This window comes from Streptomyces lacrimifluminis, from assembly GCF_014646095.1.
Lineage (GTDB): Bacteria > Actinomycetota > Actinomycetes > Streptomycetales > Streptomycetaceae > Streptomyces > Streptomyces lacrimifluminis.
The window spans coordinates 155204-176165 of sequence record NZ_BMMU01000002.1; the positions used below are offsets into that span (position 1 = coordinate 155204).

The 20962-nt window shown below is 70.4% G+C and carries 16 protein-coding genes; 10 read left to right on the top strand and 6 right to left on the bottom strand.

The genetic code is table 11. The features are described from left to right. The first annotated feature begins 113 nt into the window (after positions 1-113). From egtA to IEY89_RS03865, 5 genes are all read left to right on the top strand, one after another. Positions 114-1457, top strand: coding sequence for an ergothioneine biosynthesis glutamate--cysteine ligase EgtA (egtA, locus tag IEY89_RS03845; protein ID WP_189145819.1), 1344 nt, complete (start codon positions 114-116; stop codon positions 1455-1457). After that, on the top strand, positions 1454-2776 hold the full coding sequence (gene egtB / locus IEY89_RS03850; RefSeq protein WP_189145820.1) for an ergothioneine biosynthesis protein EgtB: 1323 nt from the start codon (positions 1454-1456) through the stop codon (positions 2774-2776). The genes egtA and egtB overlap by 4 nt, the downstream gene beginning before the upstream one ends. Then, positions 2776-3567, top strand: a complete 792-nt coding sequence (egtC, locus tag IEY89_RS03855; protein WP_189145821.1) for an ergothioneine biosynthesis protein EgtC — start codon at positions 2776-2778, stop codon at positions 3565-3567. Before egtB ends, egtC begins: the two co-directional genes overlap by 1 nt. Further along, a complete protein-coding gene (egtD, locus tag IEY89_RS03860) occupies positions 3564-4526 on the top strand; it encodes an L-histidine N(alpha)-methyltransferase (protein ID WP_189145822.1) in 963 nt (320 codons plus the stop codon). The genes egtC and egtD overlap by 4 nt, the downstream gene beginning before the upstream one ends. Before the next feature lie 105 nt (positions 4527-4631). Next, positions 4632-4847: a dodecin gene (locus tag IEY89_RS03865; RefSeq protein WP_006379393.1), complete on the top strand. Its 216-nt coding sequence runs from the start codon at positions 4632-4634 to the stop codon at positions 4845-4847. Positions 4848-4865: 18 nt separating this feature from the next. Here the strand turns inward: IEY89_RS03865 and IEY89_RS03870 are convergent, their stop codons facing one another. Next, positions 4866-5351: a phosphatase domain-containing protein gene (locus tag IEY89_RS03870; RefSeq protein WP_425579456.1), complete on the bottom strand. Its 486-nt coding sequence runs from the start codon at positions 5349-5351 to the stop codon at positions 4866-4868. Positions 5352-5659: 308 nt separating this feature from the next. On the opposite strand from IEY89_RS03870, the gene IEY89_RS03875 reads away from it, so the two are divergent. The 5 genes from IEY89_RS03875 to IEY89_RS03895 all read left to right on the top strand — a co-directional run bounded on the left by IEY89_RS03875 (position 5660) and on the right by IEY89_RS03895 (position 14391). After that, positions 5660-7072, top strand: coding sequence for a family 43 glycosylhydrolase (locus IEY89_RS03875; protein ID WP_189146089.1), 1413 nt, complete (start codon positions 5660-5662; stop codon positions 7070-7072). Positions 7073-7149: 77 nt separating this feature from the next. Next, positions 7150-9954: a beta-L-arabinofuranosidase domain-containing protein gene (locus IEY89_RS03880; protein ID WP_189145824.1), complete on the top strand. Its 2805-nt coding sequence runs from the start codon at positions 7150-7152 to the stop codon at positions 9952-9954. A gap of 201 nt (positions 9955-10155) precedes the next feature. Then, a complete protein-coding gene (locus tag IEY89_RS03885; RefSeq protein ID WP_189145825.1) occupies positions 10156-12369 on the top strand; it encodes an MMPL family transporter in 2214 nt (737 codons plus the stop codon). A gap of 115 nt (positions 12370-12484) precedes the next feature. After that, the gene (locus IEY89_RS03890) at positions 12485-13711 is read left to right on the top strand and encodes a sensor histidine kinase (protein WP_189145826.1); all 1227 of its coding nucleotides are present in this window, start codon (positions 12485-12487) and stop codon (positions 13709-13711) included. Further along, positions 13708-14391, top strand: a complete 684-nt coding sequence (locus tag IEY89_RS03895; protein WP_189145827.1) for a response regulator transcription factor — start codon at positions 13708-13710, stop codon at positions 14389-14391. The genes IEY89_RS03890 and IEY89_RS03895 overlap by 4 nt, the downstream gene beginning before the upstream one ends. Before the next feature lie 15 nt (positions 14392-14406). On the opposite strand, the gene IEY89_RS03900 is transcribed toward IEY89_RS03895, so the two are convergent. From IEY89_RS03900 to IEY89_RS03920, 5 genes are all read right to left on the bottom strand, one after another. After that, the gene (locus tag IEY89_RS03900) at positions 14407-15378 is read right to left on the bottom strand and encodes an immunoglobulin domain-containing protein (RefSeq protein ID WP_189145828.1); all 972 of its coding nucleotides are present in this window, start codon (positions 15376-15378) and stop codon (positions 14407-14409) included. Between the two features lie 247 nt (positions 15379-15625). Further along, a complete protein-coding gene (locus tag IEY89_RS03905) occupies positions 15626-16858 on the bottom strand; it encodes a cation:proton antiporter (protein WP_189145829.1) in 1233 nt (410 codons plus the stop codon). Positions 16859-16865: 7 nt separating this feature from the next. Next, positions 16866-17351 (bottom strand): cation:proton antiporter regulatory subunit, encoded by a 486-nt coding sequence (locus IEY89_RS03910; RefSeq protein WP_189145830.1) that lies wholly within the window; start codon positions 17349-17351, stop codon positions 16866-16868. Between the two features lie 66 nt (positions 17352-17417). Further along, on the bottom strand, positions 17418-17948 hold the full coding sequence (locus IEY89_RS03915; RefSeq protein ID WP_189145831.1) for a DinB family protein: 531 nt from the start codon (positions 17946-17948) through the stop codon (positions 17418-17420). 685 nt (positions 17949-18633) lie between these two features. Beyond that, positions 18634-20688 carry an alpha-L-fucosidase gene (locus tag IEY89_RS03920; RefSeq protein ID WP_189145832.1) on the bottom strand — a complete coding sequence of 685 codons (2055 nt, stop codon included), beginning with the start codon at positions 20686-20688 and terminating at the stop codon, positions 18634-18636. Between the last annotated feature and the right edge of the window lie 274 nt (positions 20689-20962).

The following is a 20962-nucleotide window of genomic DNA, read 5'->3' on the forward strand; positions in this document are numbered from 1 at the left end:
CATGTGCACCCTTGTGCGATTCCACGCGAGGGGTTTGGGTGGGACGAGCGTTGCCTGTCCGGCCCACCCGAAGCCGGGCCGGCGGCATGGTGGAATCTCAGGAGGATCCCGACATGTCCGATGCGTCTACTGCCACTTCGGCAAGTGGCTGTACGAAACGCCGCACCGCTCTCTCCGAGGCCGAGGTCGAAGCCCTGGTCCGGGGGATCTGTTTCAAGACGGGACCGCCCCGCACCCTCGGTGTCGAGGTGGAATGGCTCGTCCACGAGCTGCGGCAGCCGCAGCTCCCCGTGACACCCGAACGGCTCGAAGCGGCCTACGCCGCACTGCGGACCCTGCCTCTCAGGTCGGCGCTCACCGTCGAACCGGGCGGTCAGCTGGAGCTCAGCTCCGCCCCCGCCGCCTCCCTGATGGAGTGCGTCGGGTCCGTCTCCGCCGACCTGGACGTGGTCCGCGCGGTACTGCGCGAGGACGGTCTCGGTATCGTCGGCATCGGCCAGGACCCCTGGCACGCGCCCCGTCGTTTCCTGCACGAGCCGCGCTACGACGCCCTGGAGCGGTGCCTCGACCTCACGGGCCCGGCCGGCCGCGCCATGATGTGCACCTCGGCCTCCGTGCAGGTGTGCCTCGACGCCGGTCACGAGGAGCCGGGCCCCCTCGGGCACGGACGGCGCTGGTGGCTCGCGCACCAGCTCGGCGCGGTCCTCGTGGCCGCCTTCGCCAACTCTCCGCTCGCCGTGGGCAGCCCCACCGGCTGGCGTTCCACCCGGCAGGTGCTGTGGATGGAGATCGGCGCCGGGAGAGCCGGGGCGCAGCCGCTGGACGCCGAGCCGCGGCAGGCCTGGGCACGGCATGTGCTCGACGCCCCGGTGATGTGCGTACGGCGGGACAGCGGACCGTGGGACGTGCCGGAGGACGGGCTGACGTTCCGGCAGTGGATCCGCTCCGGAGTGCCCCGGCCGCCGACGCAGGAGGATCTCGACTACCACCTGACGACCCTGTTCCCCCCGGTGCGGCCACGCGGCCACCTCGAACTGCGCATGATCGACGCCCAGCCCGGCGACGACGGCTGGATCGTCCCGCTCGCCGTCACGGCCGCGCTCTTCGACGACCCCGAGGCCGCCGAGCTGGCCTACCGGGCGGTCAAACCGCTCGCCGAGCGCGCCGGGTCACTGCCCGCCCCGCACAATCCGCTGTGGTCCGACGCCGCCCGCCACGGCCTGGCCGACCCCGAGCTGCAGGAGGTGGCACTCGTCTGCTTCTCGGCCGCCGTGGACGCCCTGCCCCGGCTCGGCGCGAGCCGGCAGGTCGTCGACGCCGTCGCCGCGTACCTCGACCGGTATGTCGCCCAAGGCCGTTGCCCCGCCGACGACCTGCTCGACAGCCTGCGCGACACGGACGGTGACCCGGACCGGCGCGCACCAGGGACTCCGTACGGAAAGGATCTCCGCACATGACCGACCCCGCCCTGGATCCGGAGACGCTCCGGGGGCGCGCTTTCGCCGCGCTCACCACCGCGCGGGAGCGGACCGCGCTCCTCACCTCCGTCGAGGATCCCGAACTCACCGCGCAGCACTCGCCGTTGATGTCCCCGTTGGTGTGGGACCTCGCGCACATCGGCAACCAGGAGGAGATGTGGCTGCTGCGCGCGGTCGCCGGGCGGGAGGCGATGCGGCCCGAGATCGACGGCCTGTACGACGCCTTCGAGCACTCCCGCGCCGAGCGGCCCTCCCTGCCGCTGCTGCCTCCCGCGGAGGCCCGTAAGTACGCGGCGGAGGTGCGCGGCCGGGTCGTGGACGTGCTGGAGAACGCCTCGTTCGAGGGAACCGGTGCGCGGCTGACCCAGGCCGGGTTCGCCTTCGGGATGATCGCCCAGCACGAACAGCAGCACGACGAGACGATGCTGATCACCCATCAGTTGCGGAGGGGACCGGCGGTTCTCCATGCCCCCGACCCGGAGCCCACTCCCCCGTTCACCGGTCCGGCCGAAGTCCTGGTCCCCGGTGGGCCGTTCACGATGGGCACCTCCACCGAGCCGTGGTCCCTGGACAACGAACGGCCCGCGCACCGGCGCGAGGTGGCCCCCTTCTTCATCGACACCACCCCGGTGACGAACGCCGCCTACCAGGCGTTCATCGCGGACGGCGGCTACGACGACCCGCGCTGGTGGACACCGGACGGCTGGGCGCACGTACGCGGGCACTCGCTGTACGCACCGCTGTTCTGGTTCCGGGACGGCGGGCAGTGGCTGCGGCGCCGGTTCGGCGTCACCGAGGTGGTGCCGCCCGACGAACCCGTCGTGCACGTGTGCTGGTACGAGGCGGACGCGTACGCCCGCTGGGCCGGGCGCCGCCTGCCCACCGAGGCGGAGTGGGAGAAGGCCGCCCGGCACGACCCGGCGACCGACCGCTCGACGCGCTACCCGTGGGGCGACGCCGACCCGGCGCCCGAGCACGCCAACCTCGGTCAGCGGCATCTGCGTCCGGCGCCCGCCGGAAGCTATCCGGCCGGCGAATCGCCGCTCGGGGTACGGCAGTTGATCGGTGACGTGTGGGAGTGGACGGCGAGCGACTTCCTGCCGTACCCGGGGTTCAGCATGTTCCCCTACAAGGAGTACTCGGAGGTGTTCTTCGGGCCCGAGCACAAGGTGCTGCGCGGCGGTTCGTTCGCCGTGGACGCGGTGGCCTGCCGGGGCACGTTCCGCAACTGGGACTATCCGATCCGGCGGCAGATCTTCTCCGGGTTCCGCACCGCCCGTACCCCGGAAGCCGTCTGATGTGTCGTCAACTGGCCTTTCTGGGACCGCCCGAGGCGATCGGCGAGGTCGTGATGGAGCCGCCGCACGGGCTGTACCGGCAGTCGTGGGCACCCCGGCACCAGCGGTACGGGACCGTCAACGCCGATGGTTTCGGGGTCGGTTGGTATGCGGACGGCGATCCGGTACCGGCTCGCTACCGACGAGCCGGGCCCGTCTGGGGGGATGCGTCCTTCGCCGACCTCGCCCGGGTCGTGCGGACCACCGCGCTGCTCGCCGCCGTGCGGGACGCGACGCTGGCCGGCGCCGACGGGGAGGCGGCGGCGGCGCCGTTCGCCGCCGGTGCCTGGCTGTTCGGGCACAACGGGGCGGTCAGGGGCTGGCCGGGGTCTCTCGCGCCCCTCGTACAGGCCCTGCCCGGCGAGGAGTTGCTGTCGATGGAGGCGCGCTCCGACTCGGCGTTCCTGTGGGCGCTGGTGCTGCACCGGCTGCACGCCGGTGACGACGTCGGCCGGGCGTTGGCCCGCACCGTCCTGGAGGCCGACGCGGCGGCCCCCGGGTCCCGGCTCAACCTGCTGCTCACCGACGGCAAGACGATCGCCGCGACCACCTGGGGCGACACCCTCTTCCACCTGACCGGGCCCGGCCCCCGCACGGTGATCGCGTCCGAACCGTACGACGACGATCCCCGCTGGCAGGAGGTACCCGACCGCACCCTCGTCATCGCGAGCCGCACCGAGGTACGGCTCACCCCGCTCCAGGACCTGAGCGGCGATCTGGCATCCGTACCACCCGAGGAGCTTCGTACGTGAGTCCGTTCCTGGTCACCCGCACCCTGCCCGAGGACGCCACGGAGGCCGCCCTGCGCGCCGATGTCCTCCACGGGCTCACCCGCACGCCCAAGACCCTCCCGCCGAAGTGGTTCTACGACGCCCACGGCAGCGAACTCTTCGACAAGATCACCGAGTTGCCCGAGTACTACCCGACCCGGGCCGAGCGCGAGATCCTTCTCGCCCGGGCCGGGGAGATCGCCGCCGCGACCGGGGCACGCACGCTGGTCGAGCTGGGCTCCGGCTCGTCGGAGAAGACGCGGCACCTGCTGGACGCGCTGCCGCGGCTGGAGACGTACGTCCCGGTCGACGTCAGTGAGAGCGCGCTGCGCCAGGCCGGCGAGGCGCTGATCGCCGAGCGGCCCGGGCTCGGCGTCCACGCCCTGATCGCCGACTTCACCGGCGGTCTGGCGCTGCCGGGCACGCCCGGACCCCGGCTGATGGCATTCCTGGGCGGCACGATCGGCAATCTGCTGCCCTCCGAGCGGGCCGCGTTCCTGTCCTCGGTCCGCTCCCTGCTGTCGCCCGGCGACGCGCTGCTGCTCGGCACGGACCTGGTCAAGGACGAGTCGGTGCTGGTCCCGGCGTACGACGACGCGGCGGGCGTCACGGCCGCGTTCAACAAGAACGTGCTCAGCGTCGTCAACCGCGAGCTCGGCGCCGACTTCGAGCCCGACGCCTTCGAGCATGTGGCGCTGTGGGACGCCGACAACGAGTGGATCGAGATGCGGCTGCGCTCGCTCGCCGATCAGACCGTGAAGATCCCCGCGCTCGATCTCGCCGTGGACTTCGCGGTGGGCGAGGAGTTGCGTACAGAGGTGTCGGCGAAGTTCCGGAAGGAGGGCGTGGGCGCCGAACTGGCCGCCGCCGGGCTGGAGCCGACCCGGTGGTGGACGGACGAGCAGGGCCGTTTCGCCCTCTCGCTGAGCGTCGCCCGTTGACGACACCTCGCGAACCACCGCCCCATGGGGCACGGTGGAACGTGGAACGCCGCCAGGAGAATCCCTACGTCCAGCACATCCAGTACCGCGAAGAGGAGCACCCGCATGTCGAACCACACCTATCGGGTCACCGAGATCGTCGGCACCTCGCACGAAGGCGTCGACCAGGCCGTCCGCAACGGCATCAGCCGGGCCTCGCAGACCCTGCGCAACCTGGACTGGTTCGAGATCACGCAGGTCAGGGGGCAGATCGTGGACGGGCAGGTCGAGCACTACCAGGTCGGCCTGAAGGTCGGTTTCCGGCTGGAGGACGGCGAGTAGCCGTACTGGGCCACTTGCTCAGGTCCGGCCCTCGCCCTCCTGCGCCTCCTTCAGCGCGCCGGACTCGGCGGTCCAGCGGGCCCGTACCACGCTGAAGCCCGCGCGTTCCGCGTCCTGGCAGACGAGTTCGTCGTCGTCCACCAGGACGCGGATCTCGCGGTCGCGGGCCAGGCGGCGCAGGATCTCCAGTTTGGTGCTGCGGGCGGGCCTGCGGTCGTCGTTGCGCCGCATCCAGACGCGGCCCTCGGGCAGCCCGTGCGCGGCGAGCCAGGCGAGCGTGTCCCGGCGGCAGCGTTCGGGCCGTCCGGTGAGGTAGACGACCTCGCACTCCCGGGCGCTCTCCAGGGCCAGGGTCACGCCCTCGGCCAGGGGCGGATCGTGCGGCGCGGCGGCGAAGAACGCCGCCCAGTCACGGGGCTTTCGCTCCAGGAACCGCTGCCGGTGCGCGGTGTCGGCGAGCGTGTTGTCCAGGTCGAACACGGCGAGCGGTCTGCTGTTGTTCAAGCTGTTGTTCTGCGTCACGGTCCCTGACCCTAGTCAGCCAGGACCGGCGACCTCCACGGGCGCTCGTCGCACGGACGATCCACTGCCTGCGGCCCTCAACTCCCTTGTGCCGCGCGCGACAACGAAATTCAATCTGTCGGAAACATTGACTCACTCCCGCCCCCTACCTATCTTTCGGTCGAACGTCCGTACATCGTTCTATATATCGAACAACCGGCCCGGGAACAGGCCGCTGAAGGAGACTCGCCGTGGACCGCACCCGCAGCAGCTCGACCAGCCGACGCACGCTCCTCAAGGCCTGCACGGCCCTGGTCGTCGCCGTGACCGTGCCCGCCGTCGTCGGCACCCCGGCGTTCGCCGCCGTCCCCGCTTCCCCGGCCGTCACCTTCACCAACCCGATCGCCGAGCAGCGCGCCGACCCGCACATCCACAAGCACACCGACGGCTACTACTACTTCACCGCCACGGTCCCCGCGTACGACCGGATCGTGCTGCGCCGCGCCACCACTCTGCAGGGCCTCGCGACCGCCGCCGAGACGACCATCTGGACCAAGCACGCCAGCGGTGACATGGGTGCCCACATCTGGGCTCCGGAGATCCACTTCATCGACGGCAAGTGGTACGTGTACTTCGCGGCCGGCGCCTCCAACGACATCTGGAAGATCCGCCCGTACGTCCTGGAGAGCTCGTCCGCCAACCCGGTCACCGGGACCTGGACCGAGAAGGGCCGGATCGCGCTGCCGCTGGACACGTTCTCGCTCGACGCGACGACCTTCGTGGTGAACGGCACCCGCTATCTGAGCTGGGCGCAGAACGACCCGGCCGTCGGCACCGGCACCAACCTCTACCTCGCCAAGCTGGCCAACCCCTGGACGATCAGCGGCACTCCGGTGATGATCTCCTCGCCCACCAACGCGTGGGAGACCATCGGCCACCGGGTCAACGAGGGGCCGGCCGTCATCCAGCGGAACGGCAGGGTCTTCATGAGTTTCTCGGCGAGCGCCACCGACGCCAACTACTGCCTGGGGCTGTTGACCGCGTCCGCCTCCGCCGACCTGCTCAACCCGGCCTCCTGGACGAAGAGTTCGCAGCCGGTGTTCGCGAGCAACGCCTCGACCGGGCAGTACGGGCCGGGCCACAACACGTTCACGGTCTCCGAGGACGGCAAGTCCGACGTCCTCGTCTACCACGACCGCAACTACAAGGACATCAGCGGCGATCCGCTCAACGACCCCAACCGGCGCACGCGTTACCAGAAGCTGTACTGGAACGCCGACGGCACCCCGAACTTCGGCATCCCGGTCTCCGACGGTGCCACCCCGGTCCGCTTCTCGTCGTTCAACTACCCGGACCGGTACATCCGGCACTGGGAGTACCGGGCGAAGCTGGAGGCGAACGTCACCAACCTCGCCGACTCGCAGTTCCGGATCGTCACCGGGCTGACCGGCTCCGGGACCGTCTCGCTGGAGTCGGCGAACTTCCCCGGCTACTACCTCCGGCACAAGAACTACGAGCTGTGGGTGGAGAAGAACACCGGCACGGCCACCTTCCTCGCCGACGCCTCCTTCACCCGGCGGGCGGGTCTCGCCGACCCGGCCGGGGTGTCCTTCGAGTCGTACAACTTCCCGGGCCGGTACATCCGGCACTACAACGGCCTGATCCAACTCCAGCCGCTCAGCACCTCCCTGGACCAGCAGGACGCGACCTACTACACCGAGTAGTCCTCCGGGCGAAACCCCTTACGGAGCAAGGAACTTAAGAGCTCAGCTACGTCAGTCACCTCAGAGACGAGGCACATGTGACCCCCCACCTGTCGAGACGGTTCCTGCTCCAGAGCGCGATCCTCGCCGCCGCCGCGCCCGCGTTCGCCCACGCCGCCGTCGGCCGGGCCGCCGCCGCTGCCCTGCCCGCGCCGTCCGCCTGGACGCTCCGCCCGTTCGAGCTGAAGGACGTCTCACTCGGCCAGGGCGTCTTCGCGAACAAGCGCCAGCTGATGCTGGACCACGGGCGCGGCTACGACGTGAACCGGCTGCTCCAGGTGTTCCGCGCCAACGCGGGCCTCTCCACCGGCGGGGCGGTCGCCCCGGGCGGCTGGGAGGGCCTGGACGGCGAGGCCAACGGCAACCTGCGCGGCCACTACACCGGCCACTTCCTGACCATGCTGTCGCAGGCGTACGCGAGCACCGGGGAGCAGACCTACGCCGACAGGATCTCGACCATGGTCGGTGCGCTGACCGACGTGCGCGCGGCGCTGCGCACCGACCCGCGCATGCTCACCGTCACCGGGCGGTGGGGTGGCGCGCACGAGAACGTGCGTGGCTCCTACCAGTACGTGGACCTCCCGGCGCCAGTGCTGGGCGGTGCCGCGGCGATCACCCTGTCGACCTGGGTCAAGCCCACACACGACGCCAACTGGCAACGTGTCTTCGACTTCGGCAACGACACCACCAGGTACATGTACCTGGTCACCCGGAACGCCGGCGGAGTGCCACGGTTCGCCATCACCACCAACGGGCCCGGCGGCGAACAGGGCCTCAACGGCACCGCCGCACTGCCGCTGAACCAGTGGAGCCACCTCGCGGTGACCATCACCGGCACCACGGGCACCCTCTACGTCAACGGCACCGCCGTCGCCCAGAACACCTCGATGACGCTCAACCCGTCCGCCCTGGGCACCCTGACGAACAACTGGCTCGGTCGCTCGAACTACTCCGGCGACCCCGTCTACGCGGGCGCCTTCGACGAGTTCAACGTCTACTCGCGCGCCCTGAGCGCGGCCGACATCACCTCGCTCCAGAGCAACGAGGCCAAGAAGTCCTCGGCTGGGCTCGGCAACCTCGCCTCGTACTACTTCTCCGCCACCTCCGGCGGCACCTTCGCCGACGCCTCCGGCCGCGGGCTGACCGCCACCCTGCGCCGCACCTGGGGCGCGCCGAGCCACGCCGGGTTCCTCGCCGCGTACCCGGAGACCCAGTTCATCGACCTGGAATCGAGGACCAGCCCGGACTACACCAAGGTGTGGGCTCCCTACTACACCGCGCACAAGATCCTCAAGGGTCTGCTGGACGCGTATCTCGCCACGGACGACGCCCGGGCGCTCGACCTCGCGTCCGGCATGTGCGACTGGATGTACTCCCGGCTGTCCAAGCTGCCCGAGGCCACTCTGCAGCGGATGTGGGGCATCTTCTCCAGCGGCGAGTTCGGCGGCATCGTCGAGACGATCGTCGACCTGTACTCGATCACCGGCAAGGCCGACCACCTCGCGCTGGCCAAGCTGTTCGACCTCGACAAGCTCATCGACGCCTGCGCCGCCAACACCGACACCCTGGACGGCCTGCACGCGAACCAGCACATCCCGATCTTCACCGGCCTGGTGCGGCTGTACGACGCGACGGGCGAGACCCGCTACCTCACTGCCGCGAAGAACTTCTGGGGCATGGTCATCCCTCACCGGATGTTCGGCATCGGCGGTACGAGCACCGCCGAGTTCTGGAAGGCGCGCGGTGTCGTCGCGGGCACGATCAGCGACACCAGCGCCGAGTCCTGCTGCGCGTACAACCTGCTCAAGCTGAGCCGGATGCTGTTCTTCCACGAGCAGGACCCGAAGTACATGGACTACTACGAGCGGGCGCTCTACAACCAGGTGCTCGGCTCCAAGCAGGACAAGGCCGACGCCGAGAAACCGCTCGTCACGTACTTCATCGGGCTCACCCCCGGGCACGTGCGCGACTACACGCCCAAGCAGGGCACCACCTGCTGCGAGGGCACGGGCATGGAGAGCGCCACGAAGTACCAGGACTCGGTGTACTTCAAGTCGGCCGACGGCGGCTCCCTCTACGTCAACCTGTACAGCGCGTCCACCCTGACCTGGGCCGAGAAGGGCGTCACGGTCACCCAGACCACCGAGTATCCGAAGGAGCAGGGCACCACGCTCACCTTCGGGGGTGGCAGCGCGGCCTTCGCACTGCGGCTGCGCGTGCCGGTCTGGGCGACGGCCGGCTTCCGGGTGACGGTCAACGGGCAGGCGGTGAGCGGGACTCCGGTCGCCGGGAGCTACTTCGCCGTCTCGCGGACCTGGCAGAGCGGGGACATCGTACGGATCAGTGTGCCGTTCCGGCTGCGGGTCGAGAAGGCGCTCGACGACCCGTCGCTCCAGGCCCTGTTCCACGGGCCGGTGAACCTGGTCGCGCGGAGTTCGAGCACCAGTCATCTGTCCGTCGGGCTGTACCGCAACGCGGCTCTCTCGGGCGATCTGCTGCCCTCCCTCACCCCGGTGAGCGGCAAGCCGCTGCACTACACGCTGAACGGCACCGAGTTCGCCCCCTTCTCCGAGGGGACCGAGGACCCGACGCACGCCTATGTCCGGCGCGCCGAACCGACGGTCGTGTTCGGGACCGTCAGCTCGGGGGTCGCCAATCCGGCGAAGGCCGACGGCACCACACTTCTCGACGAGATCTGGGCCGGGGCGCCCTTCGCGAACAAGGCCGCGCTGGTCACGCGGGTGCGGTCGACGTCGGCGGCCTGGGTGTCTGCGGGGCTGCTCACGCAGGCGGCGGCCGACACGGTGGTGAGCACGGCGCAGCAGGCCTCGTACGTGTCCTGACCGGCGTACGTCTCCTGATCATCGCGGGCGGTACCCCTACCCGAGGGGTGCCGCCCGTCCTGCGTGCGGACGACCGGCGAGGCCGCCTGTACTGCGTTCTCAGTAGTCGCGATTGTCGACAGGTGCACGACGACGGGAGGGGGCCGGTCCCGGGAACCTTGTCGGGTACCCGAGATCCGATGATGTGGAGACCTCCCCCTCGTGGCCACCTTCCTGTACAAGCTGGGCCGACTGGCCTTCCGACGGCGCTGGTACGTCGCCCTCATGTGGCTGGCGGTGCTCGCCGCCGTCGGTGCCGGTGCCGCGACCGCGCCCGCCGCTCCCGACGCGGACAACACGATGCCGGGAATCGAGTCCCAGAAGGCCTTCGACCTGATGGACCAGCGGTTCCCCGGCTCCGACGCGCACGGCGCGAACGCCCGGGTGGTGTTCGTGGCGCCGGACGGCGAGAAGGTCACCGCCACCGAGAACAGGGCGGTGATCGAGACGTTCGTGGGCGAGATGGCCGACGGTTCACAGGTCGCGTCCACCGCGGACCCCTTCCAGGCGCAGGCCGTCAGCGAGGACGCCTCGACGGCGTACGCCACCGTCACCTACAAGGCGAAGCCCGACGATCTCACCGACGCCACCAAGAACCATCTCGAGGACGCCATCAAGGAGGCGCAGGGCTCGGGACTGACCGTCGAGGTCGGCGGTACGGCGCTCGCGACGACGCCTTCGGCGGGCGGCGCGGCCGAGGCGATCGGTATCGCCATCGCGGCCCTCGTCCTGATCGTCACCTTCGGTTCGCTGGCCGCCGCAGGGCTGCCGCTGCTGACCGCGGTCATCGGGGTGGGTGTCAGCATGGCGTCGATCCTGGCTCTGAGCAGTGCGCTCGGGCTGTCCTCGACGACCGGGACGCTCGCCGGCATGCTGGGTCTGGCCTGCGGAATCGACTACGCGGTGTTCATCGTCTCCCGGTACCGGGAGGAGCGCGGCAAGGGGCACGGCCCGCAGGAGGCGGCGGCGCTCGCGACCGGTACCGCCGGTTCGGCGGTCGTCTTCGCCGGTCTCACCGTCGTCATCGCGCTGGCCGGGCTCATGGTGGTCGGTGTCCCGATGCTGACGAAGATGGGGCTGGCCGCCGCCGGCGCGGTCGCCGTGGGCGTGCTCGTCGCGCTGACGCTGGTCCCGGCCCTGGTGGGCTTCTGGCCGAACGCCCTGCTCTCGCGCTCCGCCCGGAAGACCGGGCAGATCGAGCAGGCCGACGAGCACAACGGCGGCAGCCGCTGGGCCCGGTTCGTGCTGCGCCGTCCGATCCCGGTGCTGATCGCCTCGGTGGCCGGTCTCGGCGCCCTCGCGATACCCGTGATGGACCTCCAGCTGGGCACGTCCGGCGACGAGGCCAAGCCGACCTCCACCACCGAGCGCCGCGCCTACGACGACCTCGCGACGGCCTTCGGCCCCGGCTTCAACGGTCCCCTGACGATCGTCGTGGACGCCAAGGGCGCGAGTGACCCCGAGGGCGCGGTGGCGAAGGTCTCCGAGAGGATCGCCGCCACCAAGGGGGTCGTGTCCGTCTCCGGGGCCCGCTTCAACCCCGCCGGAGACACGGCGGTCTTCGCCGCCGTCCCGGCCGACGCGCCGACCAGCACGAAGACGCAGGACCTTGTGAAGAGCATCCGGTCCGAGCGGCCGGCCACGGTGGCCGGCACGGACGCGGAGTTCAGCGTCACCGGCAGCACGGCGGCCAACATCGACGTCGCCCAGAAGATGCGGGACGCGCTGGTCCCGTATCTGATCGTGGTCGTGGGGCTGGCGATCGTGCTGCTCCTGCTGGTCTTCCGGTCGGTCCTCGTACCCGTCAAGGCGGCCCTCGGCTTCCTCCTGTCGGTGCTGGCGGCGCTCGGTTCGGTGATCGCGGTGTTCCAGTGGGGCTGGGGCGCGGAGCTGCTCGGCGTCGAGACGACCGGTCCGATCATGAGCATGATGCCGATCTTCCTGGTGGGCATCGTCTTCGGCCTCGCGATGGACTACGAGGTGTTCCTGGTCGCCCGGATGCGGGAGGCGTACGTCCACGGGGACGGGCCCGCACAGGCGGTCGTCACGGGTTTCCGGTACAGCGCTCGGGTCGTGGTCGCCGCCGCGCTGATCATGATCGCCGTTTTCTCCGGCTTCATCGGGGCCGGCGAGTCCATCATCAAGATGATCGGCTTCGGACTGGCCGTGGCCGTCCTGTTGGACGCCTTCGTCGTCCGGATGGCGCTCGTCCCCGCCGTACTGGCCCTGCTCGGCGAGGCCGCCTGGTGGATGCCGGGCCGGCTGGACAAGGTGCTGCCGCGGGTCGACGTGGAGGGCGAGGCACTCGCACACCGGGCGGCCACACCCGAGGACGGGGCGGACGGAACGGCAGACCGGGAGGCGGTCCGGGTCTGACATCCGGCCGTACGCCCTGGGGGCCGCCCGTGCTGGACCCACGGGCGGCCCTCGTCGGACGTCGTGACGCGCTGTCGTGGACCATGGGTCCAAGCCCTTCGACCGGAGAGAGCCGATGAGCACCAGCATCGAGCGTTGCATCGCGAGCCATCCCCGTCTCGTGGACACGGTGACCGTCGTGACGCTGTTCGTCCTCTTCCTGGTCGGCGCCCGGATCAGCCTGCCCGGCGCCACCCGGCGCGAGGACCTGTGGCCCGCCGTGCTCCTCGCCGTCAACGCGTGCGCGGGTGTGCTGCTGAGCCGCAGCCATCCGCGTACGGCCGTCGGCGTGACCACGCTCTGTGCCATGACGGCCAGCGCGCTGGGCTATCTGCTCACCGTGCTGATGCTGGCCCCCGCCATGGTGGCGATCTACTGGCTGGCGGTCCTCACCGACCGGCGGACGACCCGCTCCTACGGCATCGGTGTGATCGTCATGCTGGTGGCCACGGCCACGATCCTCGACCCGCTCGACCACCCGCTCGTCCTCAAGACGGTCGCCCCCGTCGCCTATGTACTGGTCCCGGTCGCCACCGGCAGCACTCGACGAATGCACCGCGCCTATCTGGACGCCGTGCACACCCGCGCCGAGCACGCCGAGCGGACCCGTGAGGAGGAGGCCAGGCACCGGGTGACCGAGGAACGGATGCGCATCGCCCGGGAGCTGCACGACGTCGTCGCCCACCATCTGGCCCTGGCCAACGCCCAGGCGACCACCGCCGCGCATCTCGCGCGCAGCAACCCCGAGCAGACCCGCAGAATGCTCAACGACCTCACCGGCACCACCTCCTCGGCGCTGCGCGAGCTCAAGGCCACCGTGGGTCTGCTGCGCCACGCCGACGACGTCGGCACTCCCCTGGAACCGGCTCCCGGGCTCTCCCGGCTCCCCGAGCTGATCGACACGGTCCGATCCGCCGGGCTCCGGGTCACTCTCACCACCGTGGGCAGGGAACGCCCGCTGTCCCCGGGGGTGGACCTGACGGCGTACCGGATCGTGCAGGAGGCGCTCACCAACATCACCAAGCACGCGGTCGGCGCGACGGCGTGTGTGCGGCTCGCGTACTCGGCGGACCGGCTGGCCATCACGGTCACCAACAACGCCGCTGCCACGGTCCCCGCCGGTCCCCCCGACCCCGTCGTACCCGTGCCGACGCGCGGTTTCGGTCTCATCGGGATGCGGGAGCGCGCCCACTCCGTCGGCGGCGACCTGGAGGCGGGACACCGTCCGGAGGGCGGGTTCGAGGTCTCCACCGCACTGCCCCTCTACCCCCAGCCCTCGGAAGAAGAAGAGCGCACCCCATGACCATTCGTGTCCTGCTCGCCGACGACCAGGCGCTGCTCCGGGCGACGTTCCGGATCCTGATCGACTCCGAGGCCGACATGACGGTGCTCGGCGAGGCCACCGACGGCCGGGAGGCGGTCGAACTGACCCGCACCCACCTCCCCGACGTGGTCCTCATGGACATCCGTATGCCCGGCACCGACGGTCTGGCCGCCACCGCCGCGATCTGCGCCGACCCGGAGCTGTCCGCGACGCGTGTGCTGATCCTGACGACGTTCGAGACGGACGAGTACGTGGCCCACGCGCTGCGGGCCGGCGCCAGTGGTTTCCTCGGCAAGGACGTCACCGCCGAGGCGTTGCTGGCCGGCATCCGCACGGTGGCCTCCGGAGATTCCCTCCTCTCCCCCAACGCCACGCGCACGCTCATCAACCGTTTCCTCAACTCCCCTTCATCGGAGTCCCGGTTGGCGACCCCGGAGGCGCTCGCGGCGCTCACCGCCCGCGAACGGGAGGTGATGTGCCTGGCGGCCGAGGGCGGCTCGAACGACGAGATCGCGGAGAAGCTGTACGTCAGCCCGCTGACCGTCCGGACCCATGTGCACCGCGCGATGACGAAGCTGGGCGCCCGCGACCGGGCCCAACTGGTCGTCATCGCCTACCAGTCGGGGCTGGTCCGGGCTCTGCCGCCGCGGGAGCCGTGAGGCGCGCGGCGACAGTCACTCCGTGTCGCCGTGACCGGCGGGCCCGCCGGTCGTCCTCCCCTGGCCACGCCGGTACGCTAACCAGCCGGCCGCGGTGAGCGCCGCGGCGGCCGTGGCCGTCCCCAGGGCGCCCACGCCCGTGGCGGCGAGGCTGCCGCCGGTGGTGGAGCCCGAGACGGAGGTGGCCGACCCGGTCGACGCCGAACCGCCGGTGGTGCCGGTGCCGCCCGTGGTGCCGCCCCCGGTCGTGCTGCCGCCCGCCGTACCGCCACCGGTCGTACTGCCGCCGGTGCTGCCCCCGTCGGTGCCGCCGGTCGTCCCACCGTCGCCGCCAGTGTCTCCACCGGTGGATCCGCCCGAGGCTCCGCCGGTGCTCGCGTCCGCGGTCACGGTGAGGGTGACGGGCGTGGTGCGGGTGGTGCCGCCCGTGTTGCTGAACTCGGCGCGGAAGCGGTGGCCGTCGTGTCCGGCCTCGGCGGTGAAGGCGTACGTGGTCCCGGTCGCGCCCGGCACGTCCTGCCAGGTCCGCGCCCCGTCCGTGCTGACCTGCCAGCGCTCCGACGGCTCCGGGGTCCCCTCCGCCCGGGCGATGAGGGTGACCGTGTCGCCCACCGTCACCGTCTGGTCCGTCGGCGCCTGGACGACCTTCGGTGACACGAAACGGTCCAGTTCGACGACCTTGCCCTCGGCGGGGCTGGTCACGTACACCGTCCTGCCGCCGGGGGCGACGGTGAGCGCGGCCGAGCCGAGCTGGGAGTGGTTGCCCGGCAGCAAAACCGCCTCGACGGCGACCTCGTAGGTCGTCGTGTCGTACACGGCGAGCGAGCCGTCGTTGTCGCCGCCGCTGCCGGTGTCGCCGTTGTCCTGCCGGACCACGAAGGCGCGGCCCGTCGACGGGTCGAAGGCGGCTGCCGCGGCCTCGTCCGTGCCCTCGACGGTGGCGAGGAGTGTCGCGTCCCGGTCGAAGACGAGGACCGAACTGCCCACGCCCACCCAGACGTTGCCGTTGGCCGGGTCCGTCTCGACGAACCCGATGGCCGCGTCCGGGAGTTGGGCGGTGGCCGTGACGGTGAAGGTGGCGGTAACTTGAGGCCTCGTGGAATGTCAACGGAAGGCAAAGCTGGCAGCAACCTCCCCAGGGCATACGGCAGTTGCCGACACGGCGCCGCGAACCGGACCGGGCCGGACATGCCGAAGCCCCCACCGCCGAGGTGGGGGCTCGTACAGATGATCGTCAGTCGCCGACCGTCGTGGGGTGTACCGCCTCGTCCGGAGGTGCCGTGGCCGGGGTCCGAGGGCGGGCGCGGCCGGCTCGCCACCCGCCGAACCGGGCGGCCAGGGGCTCGGTCCAGCGGGCGGTGAGCGGGCCCGCGACGACCAGGATCAGGACGTACGCCGTGGCCAGCGGGCCGAGGTCGGACTCGATGCCGGCGGTGACCGCGAGTCCCGCGATGACGATGGAGAACTCACCGCGGGCGACCAGCGCGCCGCCCGCCCGCCAGCGGCCCTTGACGGAGATTCCGGCACGGCGGGCCGCCCAGTAGCCGGTGGCGATCTTCGTGCCCGCCGTGACGACGGCCAGGGCGAGGGCCGGCAGCAGCACGGGCGGGATGCTGGCCGGATCGGTGTGCAGCCCGAAGAAGACGAAGAAGATGGCCGCGAACAGGTCCCTGAGCGGACTGAGCAGGGTGTGCGCACCCTCCGCCACCTCCCCCGACAGCGCGATGCCGACGAGGAACGCCCCCACGGCGGCGGACACCTGGAGCTCCTGCGCGATGCCCGCGACAAGGATGGTCAGGCCGAGGACGACCAGCAGCAGCTTCTCGGGGTCGTCGCTGGAGACGAACCGGGAGATGACCCGTCCGAAGCGGACGGCCACGAACAGCACCAGCCCGGCCGCGCCCAGCGCGATCGCCAGCGTCACACTGCCGGCGGCGAGCGAGACGCCGGCCACCAGCGCGGTGACGATCGGCAGGTAGACCGCCATCGCCAGGTCCTCCAGGACCAGGATGCTGAGGATCACCGGGGTTTCGCGGTTGCCGACGCGGCCCAGGTCGCCCAGCACCTTGGCGATGACACCGGAGGACGAGATCCAGGTGACCCCGGCGAGCACGACGGCGGCGACCGGGCCCCAGCCGAGCAGCAGCGCGGCGGCGGCACCGGGCAGCGCGTTCAGGGTGAAGTCGACCAGGCCGGCCGGGTAGTGGGACTTGAGGTTGGAGACAAGATCGCTGGCCGTGTACTCGAGCCCGAGCATCAACAGCAGCAGGATGACGCCGATTTCGGCGCCGGTGGCGATGAACTCCTCGCTCGCGCCGAGCGGCAGCAGCCCGCCTTCGCCGAAGGCGAGACCGGCGAGCAGATAGAGGGGTATCGGGGAGAAGCTGAGCCGGGCGGCCATCCGGCCGAGCAGCCCGAGCGCGAGGATGATGGCCCCGAACTCGATCAGCAGAACCTGGGAGTGCATGGCGGTGTCACTCCCGTCCGAGTATCGCCGCGGCGGCGTCGACGCCCTCGCGGGTACCGATCACGATGATGACGTCGCCGCCGGCCAGCCGGAAGGCGGGCGTCGGAGAGGGGATGGCCTCGGCCCGCCGCAGCACGGCGACCACGGACGCACCGGTCTCCGTCCGCATCCGTGTCTCCCCGAGCACCCGCCCGTTCCAGCGTGAGCCGGCGGCCACCTCCACCCGCTCCGCGACCAGCCCCAGCGGTGTCGTGGACAGCAGGCTGGAGCTGTGGTGCGAGGGACTGAGCGCGTCGATCAGCGAGGCGGCCTCGGGCGCGGTCAGCCGCAGCGACTGTGCGCACGAGTCCGGATCGTCGTCGCGGTACACGTTCACGGTACGGCCGCCGTCGCGGTGGGCCACCACCGACAGATGCCGTTGCTCACGCGTGACGAGGTCGTACTGAACCCCGATACCCGGCAGCGGTGTCGCCCGCAGGCGTGGCGCAGACACGTGGGTCTCCTTGCTGGTTGGGTGTGTTGCTCGTGGAACCTTTGCCCGTAGAACCCTTGTCGGAGCTCAGGCGCCCGTGGCTCCGTCGACGAGTTCGCGCAGGAGGTCGGCGTGGCCGTTGTGGCGGGCGTACTCCTCGATCATGTGCACCATGATCCAGCGCAGCGAGAGCCCCTGGGTGCCTGCCAGGGCCGCCTCCTCCTCCGACAGACGTCCGGACTCGTCCAGTGAGGCCGCGGCGCCGACCAGTTCCCGGCTCCGCGTGACCTCCGCCCGCCAGACGGCCAGCGCCTCGTCGAGGCCGCGCTCGGGGACGAGGGTGAAACCGTCGCCCTTGCCCTGCGGATGGACGAGGGGCACGTCGAGGCCGGCGAACACCCGCTGGAACCAGTTGCGTTCGACCTCGGCCAGGTGCTGGACGAGCCCGAGCAGGGTCATCTCCGAGGGAGCCGCCGCGGGGAGGCGCACCTGCCGGTCGTCGAGATCCTTGCACTTGAGGGCGAGGGTGGCGCGGTGGAAGTCGAGCCAGGCGCTCAGCATGGCGCGTTCGTCGGCGTTCGCGGGAGGTATGGGACGGCCGTCCGGTGTAGTCGACATGTACTGCACCCTTGCACAGGTGCCCGGCGGGCCGCGAGGAATACGTGCTGCGGGCAGATCGGCGGCAAGGACACGCCGGAGGACGTCCGGAGCCGTTGTGCCGAACCCAGCAGGTCGACCGGTGCGATCACAGGCGCCCGGGTCCGGGGCCGGTACTGTCCACCCCCGGTTCTCCGTGCTCGACCGGCCCCGCACCCGGGAGGGGCACCCGGACGCCGGGGCTCGGCGGGACACGCTCGGGCCGGCCCGGGAGGCGGAACGGCTCGGCTTCCCCCGGTTTCCGGGTCTCCGATCACCAGGGGGTGCCCGGGTCGCCGGTTCCGCGCCCCCTCGTGCCGACCGCGACCATGGCAGCCGGGCCGAAACCCGTAGGATCCGGGTCGGCGACGGCGGCGTCAGGCTGTTTTCTTTGGACCCCGGCCCCGGGCAGCGGTGCTTCGACGGCCTGCCGGGCGGTGGCCTTGAACACGTCCGGCACGGGTCGGCCAGGACAGGCGCGGATCGCGGGCTGCCTGGACGACCGTGGAGCCGGCATCAGCTGCCTCACCCGTGCCCAGCCCTCGGGTGAGGCATATCGGTCCGCAAGCGGTCTCCACGGATTCAGCACCCGTGCCGCTGCGGGCGCCCACCGACCGGTGGACGCCCGCAGGCGAAGACTGCCGGCATGTCACAGGGGCGTCGCCCGTCAGCCGACCGGCTTGAACGTCCACAGCAGGTTGTTGTGCTGCTGCCACGTCCACTGCTTGGTCGCGGTCCCTGCGGCCACCATGCCGCCGCCGTCGAGGACCAGTCCCGTGTTGCGGTTGGCGATCGAGTACTGGCCTTGGCCGCGGTGGGTGATCTGCCACTGTTGGTTGGCGCCGCTGTTCCAGGGGGCCTGCCGGGCCGGGTCGCCGTTGCCGGTAGCGCCCCAGCCGTCGGCGACCAGGCCGTTGGTGCGATTGACGAGCCTGTAGTAGCCGTTCCCGAGTTCGATCGCCTGCCACTGGACGTTGGCGTTGTCTATCGGCTCCCACTGCTTCAGGTTCGAGCCACTGCTGGAGCTGCCGCCGCTGTCGAGCACCAGGCCGCTCGTCACGTTGCCCAGGCGGAAGTACCTGGCCGGGTTGAACGTCACCTTCAGCGAGGCGATGGCGTCGTTGTTGCCGGTCACCCGAAGGTCGGGGTTGTTCGACGTGAACGTCCAGGCGGTGCCGGTGAAGTTGTCGCCGGAGTAGCCCGTCACCTGGTAGCCGTCGGGCACCAGGAGGGAGGAGGTCGCGGCGGGGCCCAGGCCGGCGGCGGACAGCTGGGAGGAGGTGTAGCTGCCCAACTGCAGAACGGCGCGGGTGCCTTGGTAGTCGACGTTCTGGAACACAGTCGGCGAGAAAGTCGTGGGCATGCCCTGGACCTCGACGCACACCACGGAGATGTTGGCGTTCGGCGCGGTGGCCGGCACGGTGACGTTGATCTGGTCGGTGACGGTGTAGGAGAGGGAGACCGAGGGGTTGTTCAACAGATAGACACGGCTGATCGTGTTGTCGACCCTCGGGATCCGCAGCTGGCCGTTGGTCGGCCAGGTGAAGACGTGGGCGAAGAGCTTGCCGTTCTTCTTGGTGAGCTTGCCCCACGAGGGTTCGGCGGTGAACGGGCTGCCGCTGGTGCCGTGAATGCTGTCGCTGTACGTCGACATCCATGAGGCCAGGCCGTTCAGGACGGTCTGGGATCCCGCTGTGACCGAGCCGTCGCCCTTGGGGCCGATGTTCAACAGGAGGTTTCCGTCCCGGGAGACCACCGTGACGAGCTCCTGGACGATGTCCTTGACGGAACGGTAGGAGTTCTCCTTCGACGCGTTGTAACCCCAGGCGTCGTTCATGGTGACGCACCGCTCCCACGGCCGGCCCATCGGCTCGCCCGGTATCCCGAACTCCGCGACGTCGTAGTCGCCGAGACGGTGGCCCCGCTTGACCCGTTCGTTGACGACGAGGTTGGGCTTGCGGGCGATCAGCCAGTTGTAGAGGTCGACGCCGTCCGACTGCACCCACCAGTCCTCCAGCGTGGGGCTGGACGGCTCGCCGAACCAGTCGCCGTCGAACCACAGCAGTGCCGGGTCGTAGCGGTCCAGCAGTTCCTGGAGCTGCGCCTTCATGTCGGCGATGTAGCCCGTGCGGGCGGCCTGGGAGGACATCGTCGTGAGGCCGAGGTCGTGACGGTCGGTCTGGGACGAGTGGCTCCAGTCGAGGATCGAGTAGTACAGGCAGAACTTGATCCCGCGGCTCTCGCACTCGGTCTTGAGGTTCATGAGCGGGTCGCTCTGGATGCCGTTGTAGTCGCGCAGGTTGTACTGCTTGGTGCCGGTGGTGTCGGTGAAACCCGCGACGTTGGAGTCCCACATCGCGTAGCCCTCGTGGTGCTTGGCGGTGATCACGAGGTACTTCATGCCGGCGTTCTTGGCCAGCTCGGCGATCTGGGCGGCGTTGAACTGGCTCGGGTTGAAGTTCTGGGTGACCTGCGTCTGGTAGTTCGCCTTGCTCCACTGCGAGTTGGTGAACGCCCACTCGCCCTGGCCGAGCTGCGAGTACGACCCGTAGTGGATGAACATCCCGAACCGGGCCTGGTACCACCAGTCCATCTTCGAGGGGACGGTGTACGCCTCGGCGGTTGCGGGCCACAAAGCCTGCGGCAGCCCGAAGGCCGCCACTCCTCCGGCAAGGGCGGCGGCCTTCATCAGAGAGCGTCTGCTGAGGGAGGCAGAGGACATGGTGCGGCTCCATGTGTCAGGGGAGGGATGACAGGGCGCTGGGAGCGGAACGCCGGCATAGCGGCCGTGCTCCGCGTCACCCTACAGAAGACATCGGATGGATTTATAGGAGAACGATGATGGCTACGTCTACAGTTGCGACGAGATTGACCCAAGATTAGGAGAAAAAGAGGAGGCGCTCAGTGGCGCGTTGATCCGAAAGGTCGCCCGTTCCCCGGTCAGGCGAGCCCCAACACATCGGATCTCTTGGAGTGGCTCTTCCCGAAGCGTGCCG